We start from the raw sequence: 13,512 nt of genomic DNA, 5'->3' as shown, positions 1-13,512 counted from the left end.
CCTGTCGATCATCGCGGCTTGACGTACCGACCCTTCCCATGCACCGACACCGTGACGTCCTGCAATGCTGCGAGGGCCTGCCGTGCCGTCCCCCGCGCCACCCCATACCGCTCGGCCAGCGCCGCCTCGGACGGCAACCGCGTCCCCACCGCCAGTTCCCCGGACTCGATCAGTTCCCGCAGTTCGGCAGCGATCCGCCGGTAGTGCGGCTGCGCCGACCGGCCAGATGCGCCAGCCTCGGCGACGACCCGCCCACGGCCGGGCTGCGCAACGATCAGCCCCTCCTCGGCAAGCGCATCCAAGGCTCGCCGCACGGTATTGCGGGCGACACCGAACTCGGCCACCAGCGCAGCCTCGGACGGCAGCGCAGCACCCGGCGGGAACTCGCCCGACGCGAGCTTGGCGCGCAGCACCTCAGTGATGCCCTTGTAGGCACCCCAAGCCGTCGACGGCATGCCAACCTTCCTCGCACACGAACCGGCCGTCAGTCTCCCAGCTCACCAACCGCCAGCCCACCACCGGCCGCTCGCGCGACCAGATCGGCAAGCTGGCTGGCCACCGCGGGTGTGACCTGACCGACCTCGACCACGGCCACACCGGCGCGCCCGACAGTGGCACCCAGCAGTGGGAACGCCCGGCCGACGTCAAAGCCGGCCTCCTCCAACGCCAGCGCCAACGCATCCGACGCCCGCCGCGCATCCTCGTCCCGAGCCATGCTCGCCTCGCTCTCGTCCAGCCGACAGCGCACCTGGGCGGGCCGAACGGCCGAGGCGTGTCGTCATCCTCAGCCTTCCCCGGACGTCCCCGCCCGGGTACCACGTTCGGGGGGACGTCTTGGGACTTCTTGACTAGAATCGGCTGCACTCAATGGCTTTGAGCGGAGGCCATCGTGCGACACCCACTCACCCGAGCACTCGCCAGCGCCGGACTCACCGCCCTCGACGTCGCCACCCAACTCCAAGTCGACCCCAAAACCGTCGACCGCTGGTTCGCCGGCCGCGTCCCATACCCCCGCCACCGCAACGAACTCGCCCGCCTCACCGGCTGGACCATCGCCGACCTCTGGCCAGACACCGTCGAACGGGAGCCGCGACCGGCCGCCGACGAGGTCAGAGCGGCGTACGCGAACCGAAGCCTCGTACCCGCCGAAACGTGGCGCAGCCTCTTCCGCGGTGCCGAGCAGGCAATCGACCTCGTCGCGTACAGTGCGCTGTTCCTCCTGGAAGACCCCGCGATTATCCGAATCTTTGCGGAACGGGCCAAGGCAGGCGTCTTGATCCGGATCGCACTTGGCGATCCGGACGCCGAGCAGGTTATACGGGCTCTTCGAAGTTAGCGGGGGTTGAGATGTCCGCGGGTTTTGCGGGTGGTGGCGGTTCGGGTTCGTAGTCGCGGTTGCGCAGTTCCCGGCGGCGGCCTCATCTCGGCCGGCCCCGGCGGATCTCGTCGATACCGAGCACCTGTACCGGCTCGGGCTGGGCCGGCAGCACCATGTGCGCGTGGCCGGTGAACGCCGCTGTGACGACCGGCCAGGACACCGCATGGTCGCGGGCCGCTTGGATCACCGTTCGCCCGCCATCGGCCACCGCCGCCCCGGCCGAGGCCCGCAGCCGGGCCGTCAACCGCTTGCGCGGTGGCACGGCTGGCACTGACTCGGTGAACGAGCGATGCCGGCACGCCGGCTCGTCGCAGCGCCAGCGGCGCTTGGTCCACACCAGCCGTGGCCGGCGGCCACCGATCGGCAGGTCACGCGGCCGGGTCACCCGCCGGCCCCTGGACCGTCGTGCCCGGGTGCCGCAGTCCGGGCAGTGTCGTGCCTGTTCATCAGCGGTGATCAGGTGCACCACCGGCCCATCGGGGTCGTCGGCGACCCCGATGACGGCCAGGCCGTCGAGGCCCAGCAGCCGCGTCGTATCGTTGACCACGCCCGTAGCTCTTCTGTTGGGATCATCTTGCTTCGACAACAACATGATCTACGAGAGCTACGGGCATCTATCAGGCAGGGTCCACAGTGGAGCCCCGCCGGGTGGTCAAACCCCCATCAAGTTCGAAGAGCCGGAAAACCCGGCCAGGGCGTTGGCTTCTATCTATGGGATTTCTAACCCGCCCCCGAATACCCCCCGATTACTGGTCGCGGCGATCGGGTTCGTCGCCCGCCCTGGCGTTCGGGTCGTGGGAATCCCGGCCGGCGCCGAGTCGTTCGAGGATTGACAGATGTCGCACCCGACCAGCGCGACCCCGACACCCCAGCAGATGCAGTAGACCGGGGGGCTCGAGACGACCGCCGAGCCATCCGCCACAGGACACCCTAATCTACCAACGAATTGACGCCTCAGGACACTAGGCGTTCTTGACCGCGTCTTTGAGTTCCTTGAGGAATCCGGCGGCCGCCGCGTCCGGCTGCATCTTGCCGAAGAGCACCTGCTCGGTGTACCGGGGCAGAATCTTCACCACCTGGCTCCCGCCGGGCGGCGTCACCGGCTCGGACTGGCCCAGCGGCAGCTTGTTCATGAAGTCGATGGCCGCCTGGTCGACCGGCGACAGCTTCGCCGCGATGTGGGCGCCGACCGCCTTGTTGGCCGGAATGCCGCGCTCGGTGAGCTGGATGTCGCCGGCCTCGGTGCTGTTCACCATGAAGTCCACGAATGCGGCCACCGCGGCCGGGTGCTGGCTGCGGGCCGACCCGGCCCACTGGGCCGACGGCTTCAGGAAGTAGGTGCCCTTGGACTGCGGCAACATGAGGAGCTTCAGTGGCGACTTGCTCGCGTTGGTCAGCGCGCTGAGCTGGCTGTTGAAGAACGAGCCGATGGCGACCTTGTTGGTGGCGAGAAAGGTCTCCGACAGGCCGACGCCCTGGTTCTCCTGCAGGGTCGAGGCGGGCGGGGTCGAGCCGTTCTGCACCAAGCCGTGCAGGTGCGCGAAGTAGCCGGCGACCGTGGGTGCGGTCGCGGCGACCTGTCCGGAGTCGCTGAACAGCGTTTCACCCTGCTGGCGCAGCCATAGCCGCAGCGAACCGTCGTCGTAGCCGAAGCTGCTGCCGAACCCCCAGAACTGCCTGTGTCCGGCGTCGGTCAGCTGCTTGGTCAGCTTGGCGAAGTCGTCCCAGGTCCAGGTCGTGTCGTCCGGCACCGGGATGCCCGCCTGCTGGAACAACGCGGTGTTGGCGACCATGGCGTACGCGGCCGCGCCGGACGGTAGCGCGTAGGGCTTGCCGTCGACGGTTCCGGCGTCGACCGCCGCCTTGGGGAACAGCGACGTGTCGATGTGGTAGTCGGAAAGGTTGAGCAGCACCCCCTGGCGGGCATACGTGCTGAGGTAGATGTCGTCCATCTGCATGATGTCCGGGGTGTCGTTCCCGGCGATCTGCGTGGCGAGCTTGTTCCAGTAGGCGGAGTAGTCCGAGTAGCTCGGCTGGATGGTGATGTTCGGGTGCAGCTTCTGGAACGCGTCGATGATTTTCTTGGTGTTGGCGAGCCGGGTGTCATTTCCCCACCAGGTCATGGTCAGGGTGATCTTCTCGTTCGGGTCCAGCGTCGTGCTGGGCTTCGAGCCGGAACAGGCGGAGCCGGTCGCCAGGACGGCGGCGAAGGCGACGGCGGCGATGATGGTGCGGTGCAGTCCTCGGGTCATGGGGGTGTCTTTCGTTGGCGGGGACAAATGGTGACCGGGGCTACTTGCCGCCGGTGGTGGCGATTCCCCGCACGAGGAACCGCTGGCTGAACAGGAAAACCAGGAAGACCGGGAGGAGCGAGACCACGCTCATCGCGAACAGCGGCCCCCAGTTCGTTCCCGACGTCACGTCCATGAAGCCGCGCAGGGCGAGCGGGACGGTGTACTTGTCGGGCTTGGTGAGGAAGATCAGCTGGCTGAAGAAGTCGTTCCACACCCAGATGAAGGTGAATATCGAGGTGGTGGCGAGCGCCGGCACCATCAACGGGAGGATGACCCGCAGGAAGATCCGCGGGTGCCCACACCCGTCCAGTCGGGCGGCCTCGTCCAGCTGACGCGGGATGCCCCGGATGAACTGCACCATCAGGAAGATGAAGAACGCGTCGGTGCCGAGCATCTTGGGCAGGATCAGCGGGATGAACGTGTTCACCAAGCCCAGGTTCGAGTAGATGACGTACTGCGGCACGATCACCACGTGGATGGGCAGCATGATCGAGGCGAGCATGATGGCGAACCACAGCCGCTTTCCGGCGAAGTCGAGCCGGGCGAACGCGTACGCGGCGACCGAGCAGGAGACCAGGTTGCCGACGATGCAGCCGACCACCACCACGGCGGAGTTGAACAGGTACAGGCTGAACGGGCTGGACAGGGCGCTCCACCCGTCCGTGTAGTTGGAGAAGTCGAGGTGCGTGAGATCCAGGCCCGGCTTGCGGAAGATCTCGTCGGTCGGGCGCAGGGACGAAACGACCAGCCACAGCACCGGATAGAGCATCACCGCCGCGGCGGCGATGAGCACCACGTGCCGCAGCAGGCTGCGCAGGCGGTTAATCGTCATAGAACACCCAGTACTTGGCCAGGAAGAAGTTGACGGCGGTGAACACGGCGACGATGACCAGCAGCAGCCAGGCCAGCGCCGAGGCGTAGCCCATCTGCAGGTTCCCGAACCCCTGCAGATACAGGTAGAGCGTGTAGAACAGGGTGGAGTCGGCCGGCCCGCCGGTGCCGCCGGAGACGATGAACGCCTGCGTGAACGACTGAAACGCGTGGATGATCTGCAGCACGAAGTTGAAGAAGATCATCGGAGTGAGCAGCGGGACGATGATGCTCCAGAACCTGCGGACGCTGCCCGCGCCGTCCACCTTCGCCGCCTCCAGATACTCGGCGGGAATCTGCCGGAGCCCGGCGAGGAAAATGACCATCGGCGCGCCGAAGGTCCAGACGTTCAGCGTGACCAACGTGGACAGTGCGGTGCTGGGATTGGCCACCCAGCTCTGGCCCTGGATGCCGAAGAACTCGAGGGCGTAGTTGACCAGTCCGTCCGACCCGAAGACCTGCTTCCACAGGATGGCGATCGCTGGGCCGCCGCCGATGAGCGACGGCAGGTAGTACACCGATCGGTAGATGGCCAGCCCGCGGACGCCCTTGTCCAGCACTACGGCGAGGACGAGCGCCAGCGCGAGCTGGATCGGGACCGAGACGAAGACGTACTCGAACGTGACGGCGAGCGACTTCCACAGCCGGTCGTCGCCGAGTATCCGGGCGAAGTTGGCCGTCCCGGTGAACTCCGGCGGCTGCAGGAGGTTGAACCGGGTGAAGGAGAGATAGAGCGAGGCCACCATCGGGACGGCGGTGATCAGGAGCAGGCCGGCGAACCAGGGCAGCAGGAAGAGGTAGCCGGCCCGGTTGTCGCGGTGTTTGACCCGGCCGCGCCCCGGGCGTTTGGTCAGCGTGCGCAGCTCACCCAGCACGCTCATCGCGGATCATCCATCTGAGCCTCCGTATTCCACGACGGCGGCATCGTGCGATACCACACACGCGCCGCATTCGACGTCTGCTTGCATCGTGGTATCGCACGATACTACGATCTCAGGCATGGCGTCCATGGCAGAGGCGGGGATGGACCGGCACAACGCGGCCCCGCTGTCTATAGAGCGAGCGATCTCGCGCGGCGACCGGGTGCGGGACGCGCTGCAGGAGGCGATCCTCAACGGGTCCCTCCCGCAGGGCGCTGCGCTGGTCGAGCGCGACCTTTCCACCCGCCTCGGCGTATCCAAGACCCCGATCCGGGAAGCGCTCAAGCAGCTGCAGTCGAGCGGGCTCGTGGTGGCCAACGCGTACCAGGGCATGAGCGTGCGCACGCTGGACGCGGCGACCGTGCGCGAGGTGTCCACGGCGCGGATCGTGGTCGAACCGGAGGCGGTCCGGCTCGCCATCGCGCGGCGCAGGGCCGGCCCGCACCCAGCCGCCCGCCAGGCGCTGGCCGAGGCGGACGCGCTGCTGCACGCGGACCAGCCGGCCCAGCTCGGCCTGGCCAACCGGAAGTTCCACCGCGAGCTGTATGCCATCTGCGAGAACCACCTGCTCGTCGACTTCCTGGACAAGCTGCAGACGCTGAGCACCTTCATCGCGACCGCGGGCTGGCGCGCGGAGGCCACCTACGACGTCGAGGGGCGCGAGCACGCGGCCATCCTGGAGGCATTCGAGCGGGGCGAGGCCGACCGGGCCGCGGAGCTGCTGCGCGAGCACGTCACCCGCAACTCCGCCGGGCTGCTGCGCAACCTGGATGAGCGGCCGCGGCCATGACGACGATCACCGGAGTACGGCTCACCCCGGTCAACATCCCGCGCACGACCGGATTCGTCTGCGGTCACGTGGTGGTGGAGCTGCTCACCGGCTCGGCCGACCTGGTCGGCGTCGGCGAGATGTCCGACTTCCAGCACCTGCCCAAGTACCACGTGGACGTCGCCGGGCTCGAGCGGACCCTGACCGACCTGCTGCGCGGACTTGACGTACACGCCGCGAACGAGCTCGATCGCCGGTTGCAGGAGTCGTTCCCACAGGCCGGCAACCTGTACGACAAAGGCAGCGTGATCAAGTGCGGCGTGGACATCGCGCTGTGGGATCTGCGCGGCAAGCTGGCCGGCCGCAGCGTCAGCAGTCTGCTCGGCGGAGCGGTGCGGCCGTCGCTGCCGGTGGCGTACCCGATCTTCCGCCAGCGGTCGGCGGCGGACGTGGCCGCGAACCTGGAGGTGGTCGAGTCCCGGCTGGCGCAGGGTTTCTCGACGTTCCGGGTGTACGTGGGCGGCGTGCTCGACCTCGACGAGCAGTTTCTGCGCCGGGCGCGGGACCGGTTCGGCGACCGTATCCAGATCAAGTCGCTCGACTTCTCGAACCTGCTCGACGCCCGGGACGCCGCCCGCTTCATCGAGCGGACCCGGGACCTGGAGTACGAGCTGGTCGAGGCGCCCGCCCGGGAACGGGACGCCGCGGGCCTGGCCTTCGTGCGGGACCGCACGCTGATGCCGGTCAGCGAGCACGTCTACGACGGCGGCTGGGCGATCCGGCTGGCCGCCACCCGCGCGGTGGACGTGCTGAACATCGGTCTCTTCGCGCTCGGCGGGATCACGCCGGCCCGCCGGGTGATCGCGGTGGCCGAGGCGGCCGGCCTGCGCTGCCTGATCGGAACGACCCAGGAGCTGTCCATCGGCACCGCGGCCGCCGCGCACCTCGGCGTGGCCACCTCGGCGGTCTCGGTGGCGAGTGACCCGGTCGGACCGCTGCTCTACACCCGGGACATCGTGCGGGAGCCGGTGCGGTACCGCGACGGACAGCTGCTCGCGCCCGACGGCCCCGGACTGGGCGTCAGCATCGACCATGACCGCCTGGCCGCGGAACGCGCACCGCTGACCTGGCCGGCGGGAGAGGTGGCCTCGGTCGTGGATCGGGTGGGAGCACCCACCCGATGAACCCGCCGGTGGTACCCGGCAGGTTCGCCGGCAAGCGCGTACTCGTCACCGGGGGCACGAGGAACATCGGCCTGTCCATCGTCACCCGCTTCGCCGAGGAGGGCGCGCGCCTGGCCGTCAACGGCATCGTTCCCGGCGAGGCGGACGCGGTCGCCGGGCGGCTGACCGGCGAGGGACACGAGGCGCTCGCGGTGGAGGCGGACGTATCCGACGCCTCCGCCGTCACCGGCATGGTGGACCGGATCGTGGACGCCTTCGGCGGCATCGACGTGCTGGTCAACAACGCCGCCCTGCCGATGGCCGGCCGGGTGCCGTTCTTCGAGCTCACCATCGAGGACTGGGATCGCAGTTTCGCGGTGAACGCCCGCGGGGTCTTCCTGTGCAGCCGCGCCGCTGCCCGCGGCATGCTCGCCGGATCGTCCATTGTGAACATATCCTCGATCGGCGCCAGCAAAGCGCACCGCAACGCGCTCGCGTACGACGCGACCAAAGGCGCGGTGGAGGCGTTCACCCGGGCCGCGGCGCTGGAGCTGGCGCCGTACGGCATCCGGGTGAACGCGGTCGCACCGGGCGCGATCTCCAACGACCGCTACCAGGGCCTGCCCGGCGACGTGCAACGCACCGAGGCGATCCCGATCCCGCTCGGCCGGGTCGGCACCGGCGCGGAGGTCGCGGCCGCGGTCGCCTACCTCGCCTCGGCCGAGGCCGCATACGTCACCGGCCAGGTCCTGACCATCGACGGCGGCCTGATCGCACAGGCCCGCCAGGCATCCGCCGAGATAGACACCGCCAGCCCAGGCAAAGGGAGCCGATGAACCTGCGCGCTTTGCACGGCGTGACCGCCGTCCTCGTCACGCCGTACCGGGACGGAGCCACCGGCATCAACGAGGACGTCGCCGGCGCGATCGCGCGGCGGGCCGACGCCGCCGGCATCCACGTGCTGACCGCCCTGGGCAACACCGCGGAGATGCACCAGCTCGACCCGTCCGAGCGCCGGTGCATGCTGCGTGCGGTCGCCGCGGGCCGCAGCCGCGCCCTCCTGCTCGCCGGAGTGGCCGGAAGTATCGGCCAGCTGGTCACCGACGCGGAGTACGCCCGCGACCTCGGCTACGACGCCGCTATGCTGCACGAGCCGCCGGATCCGTTCGGGGACGGCGCCGGCATCGTGCGCTACTACGAGCAGGTCGCCGACCGATGCCCGCTGCCCGTCGTGCTGTACCTGCGCTCGGCCCGGGTCAAGGGCCACGACCTGCAGAAGCTGGCCCGGCACCCGAACATCGTCGCGGTGAAGTACGCCCGCGACGACTTCCACACCCTGTCCACCCTGGTCCATGACGAGTCGGCCGGTCCGTGCGTATGGATCAACGGCCTTGCCGAGTCGATGGTACCGATGCACGCCGGACTCGGCGTGCACGCGTTCACCTCCGGCCTCGCCAATGTGTACCCGGAGGCGGCACTCGCCATGCACACCGCGAGCATGGCGGGTGACCTGAACCGGCTCCGCGAGCTGCTCGGCCTCATCCGGCCGATCGAGGCGCTGCGCAACGAAGGGAACGCCCGCTTCAACGTGTCGGTACTCAAGGAAATGCTGCGGTGGAACGGCATCGAGGCCGGCGGCGTACGGCCGCCCAACTCGCAGCTCACCGAGCCCGCTCGCGCCCGGCTGCACGACCTCCTCCGCAACTGGGACGAGACGTTCGCCAGCCTCGCCACCCCCCACTGAAACGACAAGGTCAGGTGAGCCGAATGACGCAACCATCCGAGTTCGACCCCCGGGAGTTCGGCGCGAAGGGCGACGGCGTGGCACTGGACACCGCGGCGCTGCAGGCCACCATCGACGCCGCGGGCAAGGCCGGCGGCCGGGTGGTGGTGCCGGCCGGGACGTTCCTGACCGGGGCCCTGTTCCTCACGTCCGGCATGGAGTTCCATCTCGGTCCCGGCGCGGTGCTCGCGGCGGCCACCGCGGATGAGCACTACCCGACCGTGTTCTCGCGGGTGGCGGGCATCGAGATGGACGGGCCGGCAGCCCTGCTCAACGCCTTCGAGGCACACCATCTGCGGATCACCGGCCCGGGGTCGATCGACGGTCGGGGCCAGTTCTGGTGGGACCGGTACTGGGGCCCGGACGGCAAGGGCGGACTGCGTGCCGAGTACGACACGCGCAGGCTGCGGTGGGCCGCGGACTACGACGTCCGCCGGCCGCGGATCCTGCTTGTGCACGAGTCCACCGACGTGCTCATCGAGGGTCTCACCATCCGGCGCTCTCCATTCTGGACGGTGCACCTGTGCTACTCACGGGACGTTCGGGTGGACGGTGTGACCATTGTGGACAGCTACGGTCCGTCCACCGACGGCATCGACATCGACTCGTGCGAACGGGTCCTGGTGGAGAACTGCACCATCGCCTGCGGCGACGACAACATCGTGCTCAAGTCCGGGCGGGACGCGGACGGACTGCGGGTGGGCCGGGTCTGCGCGGACGTCGAGATACGCAACTGCCGGATCCTCGCCGGACTCGGCCTCGCCTTCGGCAGTGACCTCTCGGGCGGCATCCGCAACGTCCGCATCCACGACTGCGAGTTCGCCGGTACGGACTACGGCTTCCGGATCAAGTCCTCGCGCGCTCGCAGCGGCTTCGTGCGCGACGTCACCTTCACCGACATCACCATGCGCGACGTGGCCTTCCCGTTCAGCTGGGCACTCAACTGGTACCCCTGGTTCAACACCATCCAGCTTCCCGAGGACCACAACGGTGAGATTCCGCCTTCGTGGCGCGTGCTCGCCCAGCCCACTCCTCCGGACGCACCGTTGACCGCGGTCGAAGACATCGTGGTCAGGAACGTCCGCGCGGAGCTGACCCCGCGGTACGACGGTCCGTCCCGGGCCTTCGACCTTGACGGCTACCCCGAGAACCCGATGCGGAACATCCGGTTCGACCATGTCTCGGTCTCGGCCCGCGAGTTCGGCAAGATTGTCGCGGTCTCCGGCCTGCGGTTCGACGACGTGACGCTCTCCGTCGAGCGGGACGTCGACCCGGACAACGACCTGTACGACCACCGTACGCACCACCAGTGGAGGACGGGCCTGCCCGGATGACCCCGGCCCGTCGCCCGGGCGGGCGTTGTTCCGTTCGCGCGCCGACGAGCCGGACGTCCTGAGCCTGAATCCGTGGGTGGAGATCGGTCCCTCGTGACCAGAAGCGACGTGGAGATGTGACGAGAGTGCCCTGCCAGCTGGGATGATCGGGTTTGTCTCGTAGGCCGGGTGGCCGGCGGGGGTCGCACCCGCCGGCTCCCACAGATTCCGGACGTGACCGTCTCCGGTCATCCGGCTCGTGTCATCCTGATCGTCGAGCGTGGGGACCCATGCCCACTCCGCGCCGCCGGCACGCTCACCGGCACCACCCGCTACGCCAAAGCCCGAGGCGCCACCCTGCGCACCCACCTGATCAACATCCCAGCCCGGCTCGCCCGCCCCCAACGCCGCCCCACGCCCCGCACCCGAGCCTGGCTCACCCTCTGGAACGCCGTCTTCGCCACCTGAGGCAGACCACCCCCTTGCCGCACGCACCACCACGCACCACCCCAACCCGCCATCAATCCCTACAGCAGGAACCGAGCGCGCTGGACCGAGGGCCAGCAGCACCGCCACGCCCTCAACCCAACAACATCAACTCGACCCCGTCCGAACGCCCACGCCAGCGCCGACAGGGGTGCGGGTGGACCGTTGGGTCTCGACGAGTTGCTCGCTGGATACGAGATCGGCGGTGGAGCGCGGCAGTCTCTGGCGTTGCTGCCGGATCGGCCGCGGCGGCGGTGGTTCGCGAATCGACGCTGCCGGGTGGCGTGTCAGTTCTGGGTCACCTTGACCGTGTCGCCAGCCGTCCGGCGCCACTCCTCGGCGGTGACGCGGTCGACCCGGCGCACAGTTACCCGACCGTGGAACACGACCGGATACTGGCCCGGACGACGCGACCCGAGTACGCCGCTCAGCACAGCGGCGCCCAGAGCCAGCGGCAGGAAACCCGGCCCGCGGCTGGCGACGAGCAGCATGACGGCCAGGTTCGCGGCGGCCAGAACGATGGCCAGGCATGCAAGTGCGAACCCCCATGCCCGGACGCGCTCGTAGCGGCGGAAGACCGCCCCCTGGGCCGGCGTCAGGGGAATGGCCACCAGCCGACGGCCCCACGGCAGGGCGGCGTCGACCGGCGTCGGAACGGCGGACGGGTCACCGTCCACCACAGACCGTCCCGGCAGCGGAAGATCGACGACGCTCGCATCCCAGGAAACCTTCACGCAAACATGATGCGGCAGCCGCCCGCGCGACGCTGACCCCGGTGCAACCGCGCGGCTTCCGCTGGCGGCCACCGCGTCGGCGCCACCCAACATCGCCGCAGCAAACTGCCACCACGCCCTACTGGGCCCGACGTTGCCAGGGCCCTGCTACAGAGTAGGTGTTCACCCCGGACGCCGAGCGGGCCAAGCGAGGCGCCGATCTGGCGTTCGTGAATCTCGCTCACACTGACACCGTCGAGTTGCGGCCGTGGGGGCCGCCGGCGAGAGCGCGGACGGTGTGAAGGAACGGCTTGTTGGCCCACCGATGCCGGAAAACGATTTCGCTCTTCACTACGAAGATTTGGAGCCTTGACAGTGGGCGACGCGGCGTGGAAGATGAACTGAACGTTCGGTTCATATGCATGAATACATAGCGCCGTGGCGACCGAGGTGGACCGCCCCGAGTAGGAAGAAGCGCGAGTGTCGGAGGCTGACGAACAAGGTATCGGCGGGGTTGCACGGCGAACGAAGCCGCGGGAGTGGTGATGAGTTCATCTGTTTTGGCCCTGGTCGGTGCCGAGATCTTTGTTGGCGGGTCGATGAGCCGTGGTGACGTCGTCATCATTGACGGCCGGATCGACAGCTGCGGCGCGGGTATACCGCTACCGGTGGGGGCGGAGGCCATTGATGTCACCGGAATGACAATCCTCCCCGGGCTGATTGATGCGCACACACATCTGAGTTTGGGCGCGGCGGGTCACGGCCACAGTGAGGCGCGACTCGCGTACGAGTCTGTCCGAAGGGCCGAGGCCTTTCTCCGGTCAGGAGTTACTTCGGTTCGCGATGTCGGCGGGACCCACAACATCGACATCGAGCTGCGGAATGCAATTGCCGGTGGCATCGTGAATGGGCCGACGATGCAGTGTTCGGGGCAGGCAATCGTCACGACGGGCGGCCATGGTCACATGTTTCACCGGGTTGCCGACGGTGTCGATGAGGTGCTGAAGGCCACCCGCCAGCAACTCCAGGCGGGCGCCGATCTGATCAAGGTCATGTGCAGTGGCGGCGTCTTCGAGCCGTCGGAATCGGAGAAGTGGCTCCAGTTCACCGACGATGAACTCAGCGTGGCGATTGATGAGGCCAGGAAGCGCGCCCGCCCGGTGGCCGCTCACGCTCATCCCGCGGAGGCGATCAAGCGAGCGGTGCGCCTCGGTGTCTCGACCATCGAGCACGGTTCCTACGTGGACGACGAGGCTGCCGACCTGATGGCGGAGCGCGGCGTGCCGCTCATTCCGACGTTCGTTGTGTACAAGGTGCTTTCGGAGCATCCTGAGTTCCCCGGCCTCCACGCGAGGGCACGGCAGGTCTATGAGTCGAAGTTCGACCACTTTGTCAGGGCTATCGCCCGTGGAATGCCGTGGGGCGTAGGAAGCGACTACGCGGCGATGTTCTCTGAGCCGAGCAACCTCGTGGACGAGGTCGAGATCCTCGTCAAGGTGGCCGGACTCTCGTCCGGTGACGTGTTGACCGCAGCCACTGAAGGCAACGCGAAGCTCATGGGCGTCGACGACAGGACTGGCGCTATCGCGCCGGGCTACGTCGCGGATCTGATCGTGCTGGATGGAAACCCGGTTGAGGACATCACCGCCCTACGGAAGATTTCCGCCACCGTAAAGGGCGGCGTTGTGCACAAGTGGAAAGAGCTGACGGCCGAAAGTCGTTGATTTCGCCGGCCTGCGCGCGGCGACCTTGACATTGCGGGGATGACGTCGACCGCGTGTCGAACTGCGTCGGCCTTTGCCGTCGGACACCTCCCGGGCGAG

The 13,512-nt window shown here is 68.4% G+C and carries 13 protein-coding genes and 2 pseudogenes; 8 read left to right on the top strand and 7 right to left on the bottom strand.

All coding sequences use genetic code 11. The annotated features are described in order from the left end of the window. Positions 1–8 precede the first annotated feature (8 nt). Together ACQPY0_RS43260 and ACQPY0_RS43255 are read right to left on the bottom strand one after the other, a co-directional pair. The gene (locus ACQPY0_RS43260) at positions 9–455 is read right to left on the bottom strand and encodes a GntR family transcriptional regulator (RefSeq protein WP_432974535.1); all 447 of its coding nucleotides are present in this window, start codon (positions 453–455) and stop codon (positions 9–11) included. A 29-nt stretch (positions 456–484) separates the two neighbouring features. Continuing rightward, positions 485–715, bottom strand: coding sequence for a hypothetical protein (locus ACQPY0_RS43255; RefSeq protein WP_432974533.1), 231 nt, complete (start codon positions 713–715; stop codon positions 485–487). Between the two features lie 174 nt (positions 716–889). Here ACQPY0_RS43255 and ACQPY0_RS43250 point away from each other — a divergent pair, with 174 nt between their 5' ends. Continuing rightward, a complete protein-coding gene (locus tag ACQPY0_RS43250; RefSeq protein ID WP_432974531.1) occupies positions 890–1,336 on the top strand; it encodes a hypothetical protein in 447 nt (148 codons plus the stop codon). An 88-nt stretch (positions 1,337–1,424) separates the two neighbouring features. Here the strand turns inward: ACQPY0_RS43250 and ACQPY0_RS43245 are convergent. From ACQPY0_RS43245 to ACQPY0_RS43230, 4 genes and pseudogenes are all read right to left on the bottom strand, one after another. Further along, a pseudogene (locus tag ACQPY0_RS43245) lies at positions 1,425–1,925 on the bottom strand (transposase family protein); the annotation flags it as partial. A gap of 415 nt (positions 1,926–2,340) precedes the next feature. Next, entirely contained in the window at positions 2,341–3,630 is a 1,290-nt protein-coding gene (locus ACQPY0_RS43240; RefSeq protein WP_432974529.1) for an ABC transporter substrate-binding protein, read from the bottom strand. A 40-nt stretch (positions 3,631–3,670) separates the two neighbouring features. Further along, positions 3,671–4,504 (bottom strand): carbohydrate ABC transporter permease, encoded by an 834-nt coding sequence (locus ACQPY0_RS43235; RefSeq protein ID WP_432974527.1) that lies wholly within the window; start codon positions 4,502–4,504, stop codon positions 3,671–3,673. After that, positions 4,494–5,423 carry a carbohydrate ABC transporter permease gene (locus ACQPY0_RS43230; protein ID WP_432974525.1) on the bottom strand — a complete coding sequence of 310 codons (930 nt, stop codon included), beginning with the start codon at positions 5,421–5,423 and terminating at the stop codon, positions 4,494–4,496. The genes ACQPY0_RS43235 and ACQPY0_RS43230 overlap by 11 nt, the downstream gene beginning before the upstream one ends. A 202-nt stretch (positions 5,424–5,625) precedes the next feature. Here ACQPY0_RS43230 and ACQPY0_RS43225 point away from each other — a divergent pair, with 202 nt between their 5' ends. The 6 genes and pseudogenes from ACQPY0_RS43225 to ACQPY0_RS43200 form a co-directional block, all read left to right on the top strand. Further along, positions 5,626–6,252 (top strand): GntR family transcriptional regulator, encoded by a 627-nt coding sequence (locus ACQPY0_RS43225; protein WP_432974522.1) that lies wholly within the window; start codon positions 5,626–5,628, stop codon positions 6,250–6,252. Then, complete coding sequence (locus ACQPY0_RS43220) at positions 6,249–7,415, top strand: mandelate racemase/muconate lactonizing enzyme family protein (RefSeq protein ID WP_432974520.1); 1,167 nt, start codon at positions 6,249–6,251, stop codon at positions 7,413–7,415. Before ACQPY0_RS43225 ends, ACQPY0_RS43220 begins: the two co-directional genes overlap by 4 nt. Further along, entirely contained in the window at positions 7,412–8,230 is an 819-nt protein-coding gene (locus ACQPY0_RS43215) for an SDR family NAD(P)-dependent oxidoreductase (protein ID WP_432974518.1), read from the top strand. The genes ACQPY0_RS43220 and ACQPY0_RS43215 overlap by 4 nt, the downstream gene beginning before the upstream one ends. Next, a complete protein-coding gene (locus tag ACQPY0_RS43210; protein WP_432974516.1) occupies positions 8,227–9,138 on the top strand; it encodes a dihydrodipicolinate synthase family protein in 912 nt (303 codons plus the stop codon). The genes ACQPY0_RS43215 and ACQPY0_RS43210 overlap by 4 nt, the downstream gene beginning before the upstream one ends. A 23-nt stretch (positions 9,139–9,161) precedes the next feature. Next, positions 9,162–10,511 carry a glycoside hydrolase family 28 protein gene (locus tag ACQPY0_RS43205; RefSeq protein ID WP_432974513.1) on the top strand — a complete coding sequence of 450 codons (1,350 nt, stop codon included), beginning with the start codon at positions 9,162–9,164 and terminating at the stop codon, positions 10,509–10,511. Between the two features lie 276 nt (positions 10,512–10,787). Further along, positions 10,788–10,958 (top strand): annotated as a pseudogene (locus tag ACQPY0_RS43200) (IS1380-like element ISGosp1 family transposase); the annotation flags it as partial. A gap of 305 nt (positions 10,959–11,263) precedes the next feature. Here the strand turns inward: ACQPY0_RS43200 and ACQPY0_RS43195 are convergent. Then, complete coding sequence (locus tag ACQPY0_RS43195; RefSeq protein ID WP_432974511.1) at positions 11,264–11,710, bottom strand: hypothetical protein; 447 nt, start codon at positions 11,708–11,710, stop codon at positions 11,264–11,266. Positions 11,711–12,234: 524 nt separating this feature from the next. Between ACQPY0_RS43195 and ACQPY0_RS43190 the strand changes: the two genes are divergently transcribed. After that, on the top strand, positions 12,235–13,413 hold the full coding sequence (locus tag ACQPY0_RS43190; protein ID WP_432974509.1) for an amidohydrolase family protein: 1,179 nt from the start codon (positions 12,235–12,237) through the stop codon (positions 13,411–13,413). The last annotated feature ends 99 nt before the right edge of the window (positions 13,414–13,512 follow it).

It is taken from the genome of Dactylosporangium sp. CA-233914 (assembly GCF_050942935.1).
Classification (GTDB): domain Bacteria; phylum Actinomycetota; class Actinomycetes; order Mycobacteriales; family Micromonosporaceae; genus Dactylosporangium.
This window is presented reverse-complemented; position numbering and strand designations above follow the sequence as displayed.

Excerpts from the sequence above, each read along its gene's own strand:
- ACQPY0_RS43240 (WP_432974529.1), bottom strand. The coding sequence starts at position 3,630 with ATGACCCGAGGACTGCACCGCACCATCATCGCCGCCGTCGCCTTCGCC.
- ACQPY0_RS43210 (WP_432974516.1), top strand. The coding sequence starts at position 8,227 with ATGAACCTGCGCGCTTTGCACGGCGTGACCGCCGTCCTCGTCACGCCG.
- ACQPY0_RS43220 (WP_432974520.1), top strand. The coding sequence starts at position 6,249 with ATGACGACGATCACCGGAGTACGGCTCACCCCGGTCAACATCCCGCGC.
- ACQPY0_RS43260 (WP_432974535.1), bottom strand. The coding sequence starts at position 455 with ATGCCGTCGACGGCTTGGGGTGCCTACAAGGGCATCACTGAGGTGCTG.
- ACQPY0_RS43205 (WP_432974513.1), top strand. The coding sequence starts at position 9,162 with ATGACGCAACCATCCGAGTTCGACCCCCGGGAGTTCGGCGCGAAGGGC.
- ACQPY0_RS43215 (WP_432974518.1), top strand. The coding sequence starts at position 7,412 with ATGAACCCGCCGGTGGTACCCGGCAGGTTCGCCGGCAAGCGCGTACTC.
- ACQPY0_RS43255 (WP_432974533.1), bottom strand. The coding sequence starts at position 715 with ATGGCTCGGGACGAGGATGCGCGGCGGGCGTCGGATGCGTTGGCGCTG.
- ACQPY0_RS43230 (WP_432974525.1), bottom strand. The coding sequence starts at position 5,423 with ATGAGCGTGCTGGGTGAGCTGCGCACGCTGACCAAACGCCCGGGGCGC.
- ACQPY0_RS43190 (WP_432974509.1), top strand. The coding sequence starts at position 12,235 with ATGAGTTCATCTGTTTTGGCCCTGGTCGGTGCCGAGATCTTTGTTGGC.
- ACQPY0_RS43235 (WP_432974527.1), bottom strand. The coding sequence starts at position 4,504 with ATGACGATTAACCGCCTGCGCAGCCTGCTGCGGCACGTGGTGCTCATC.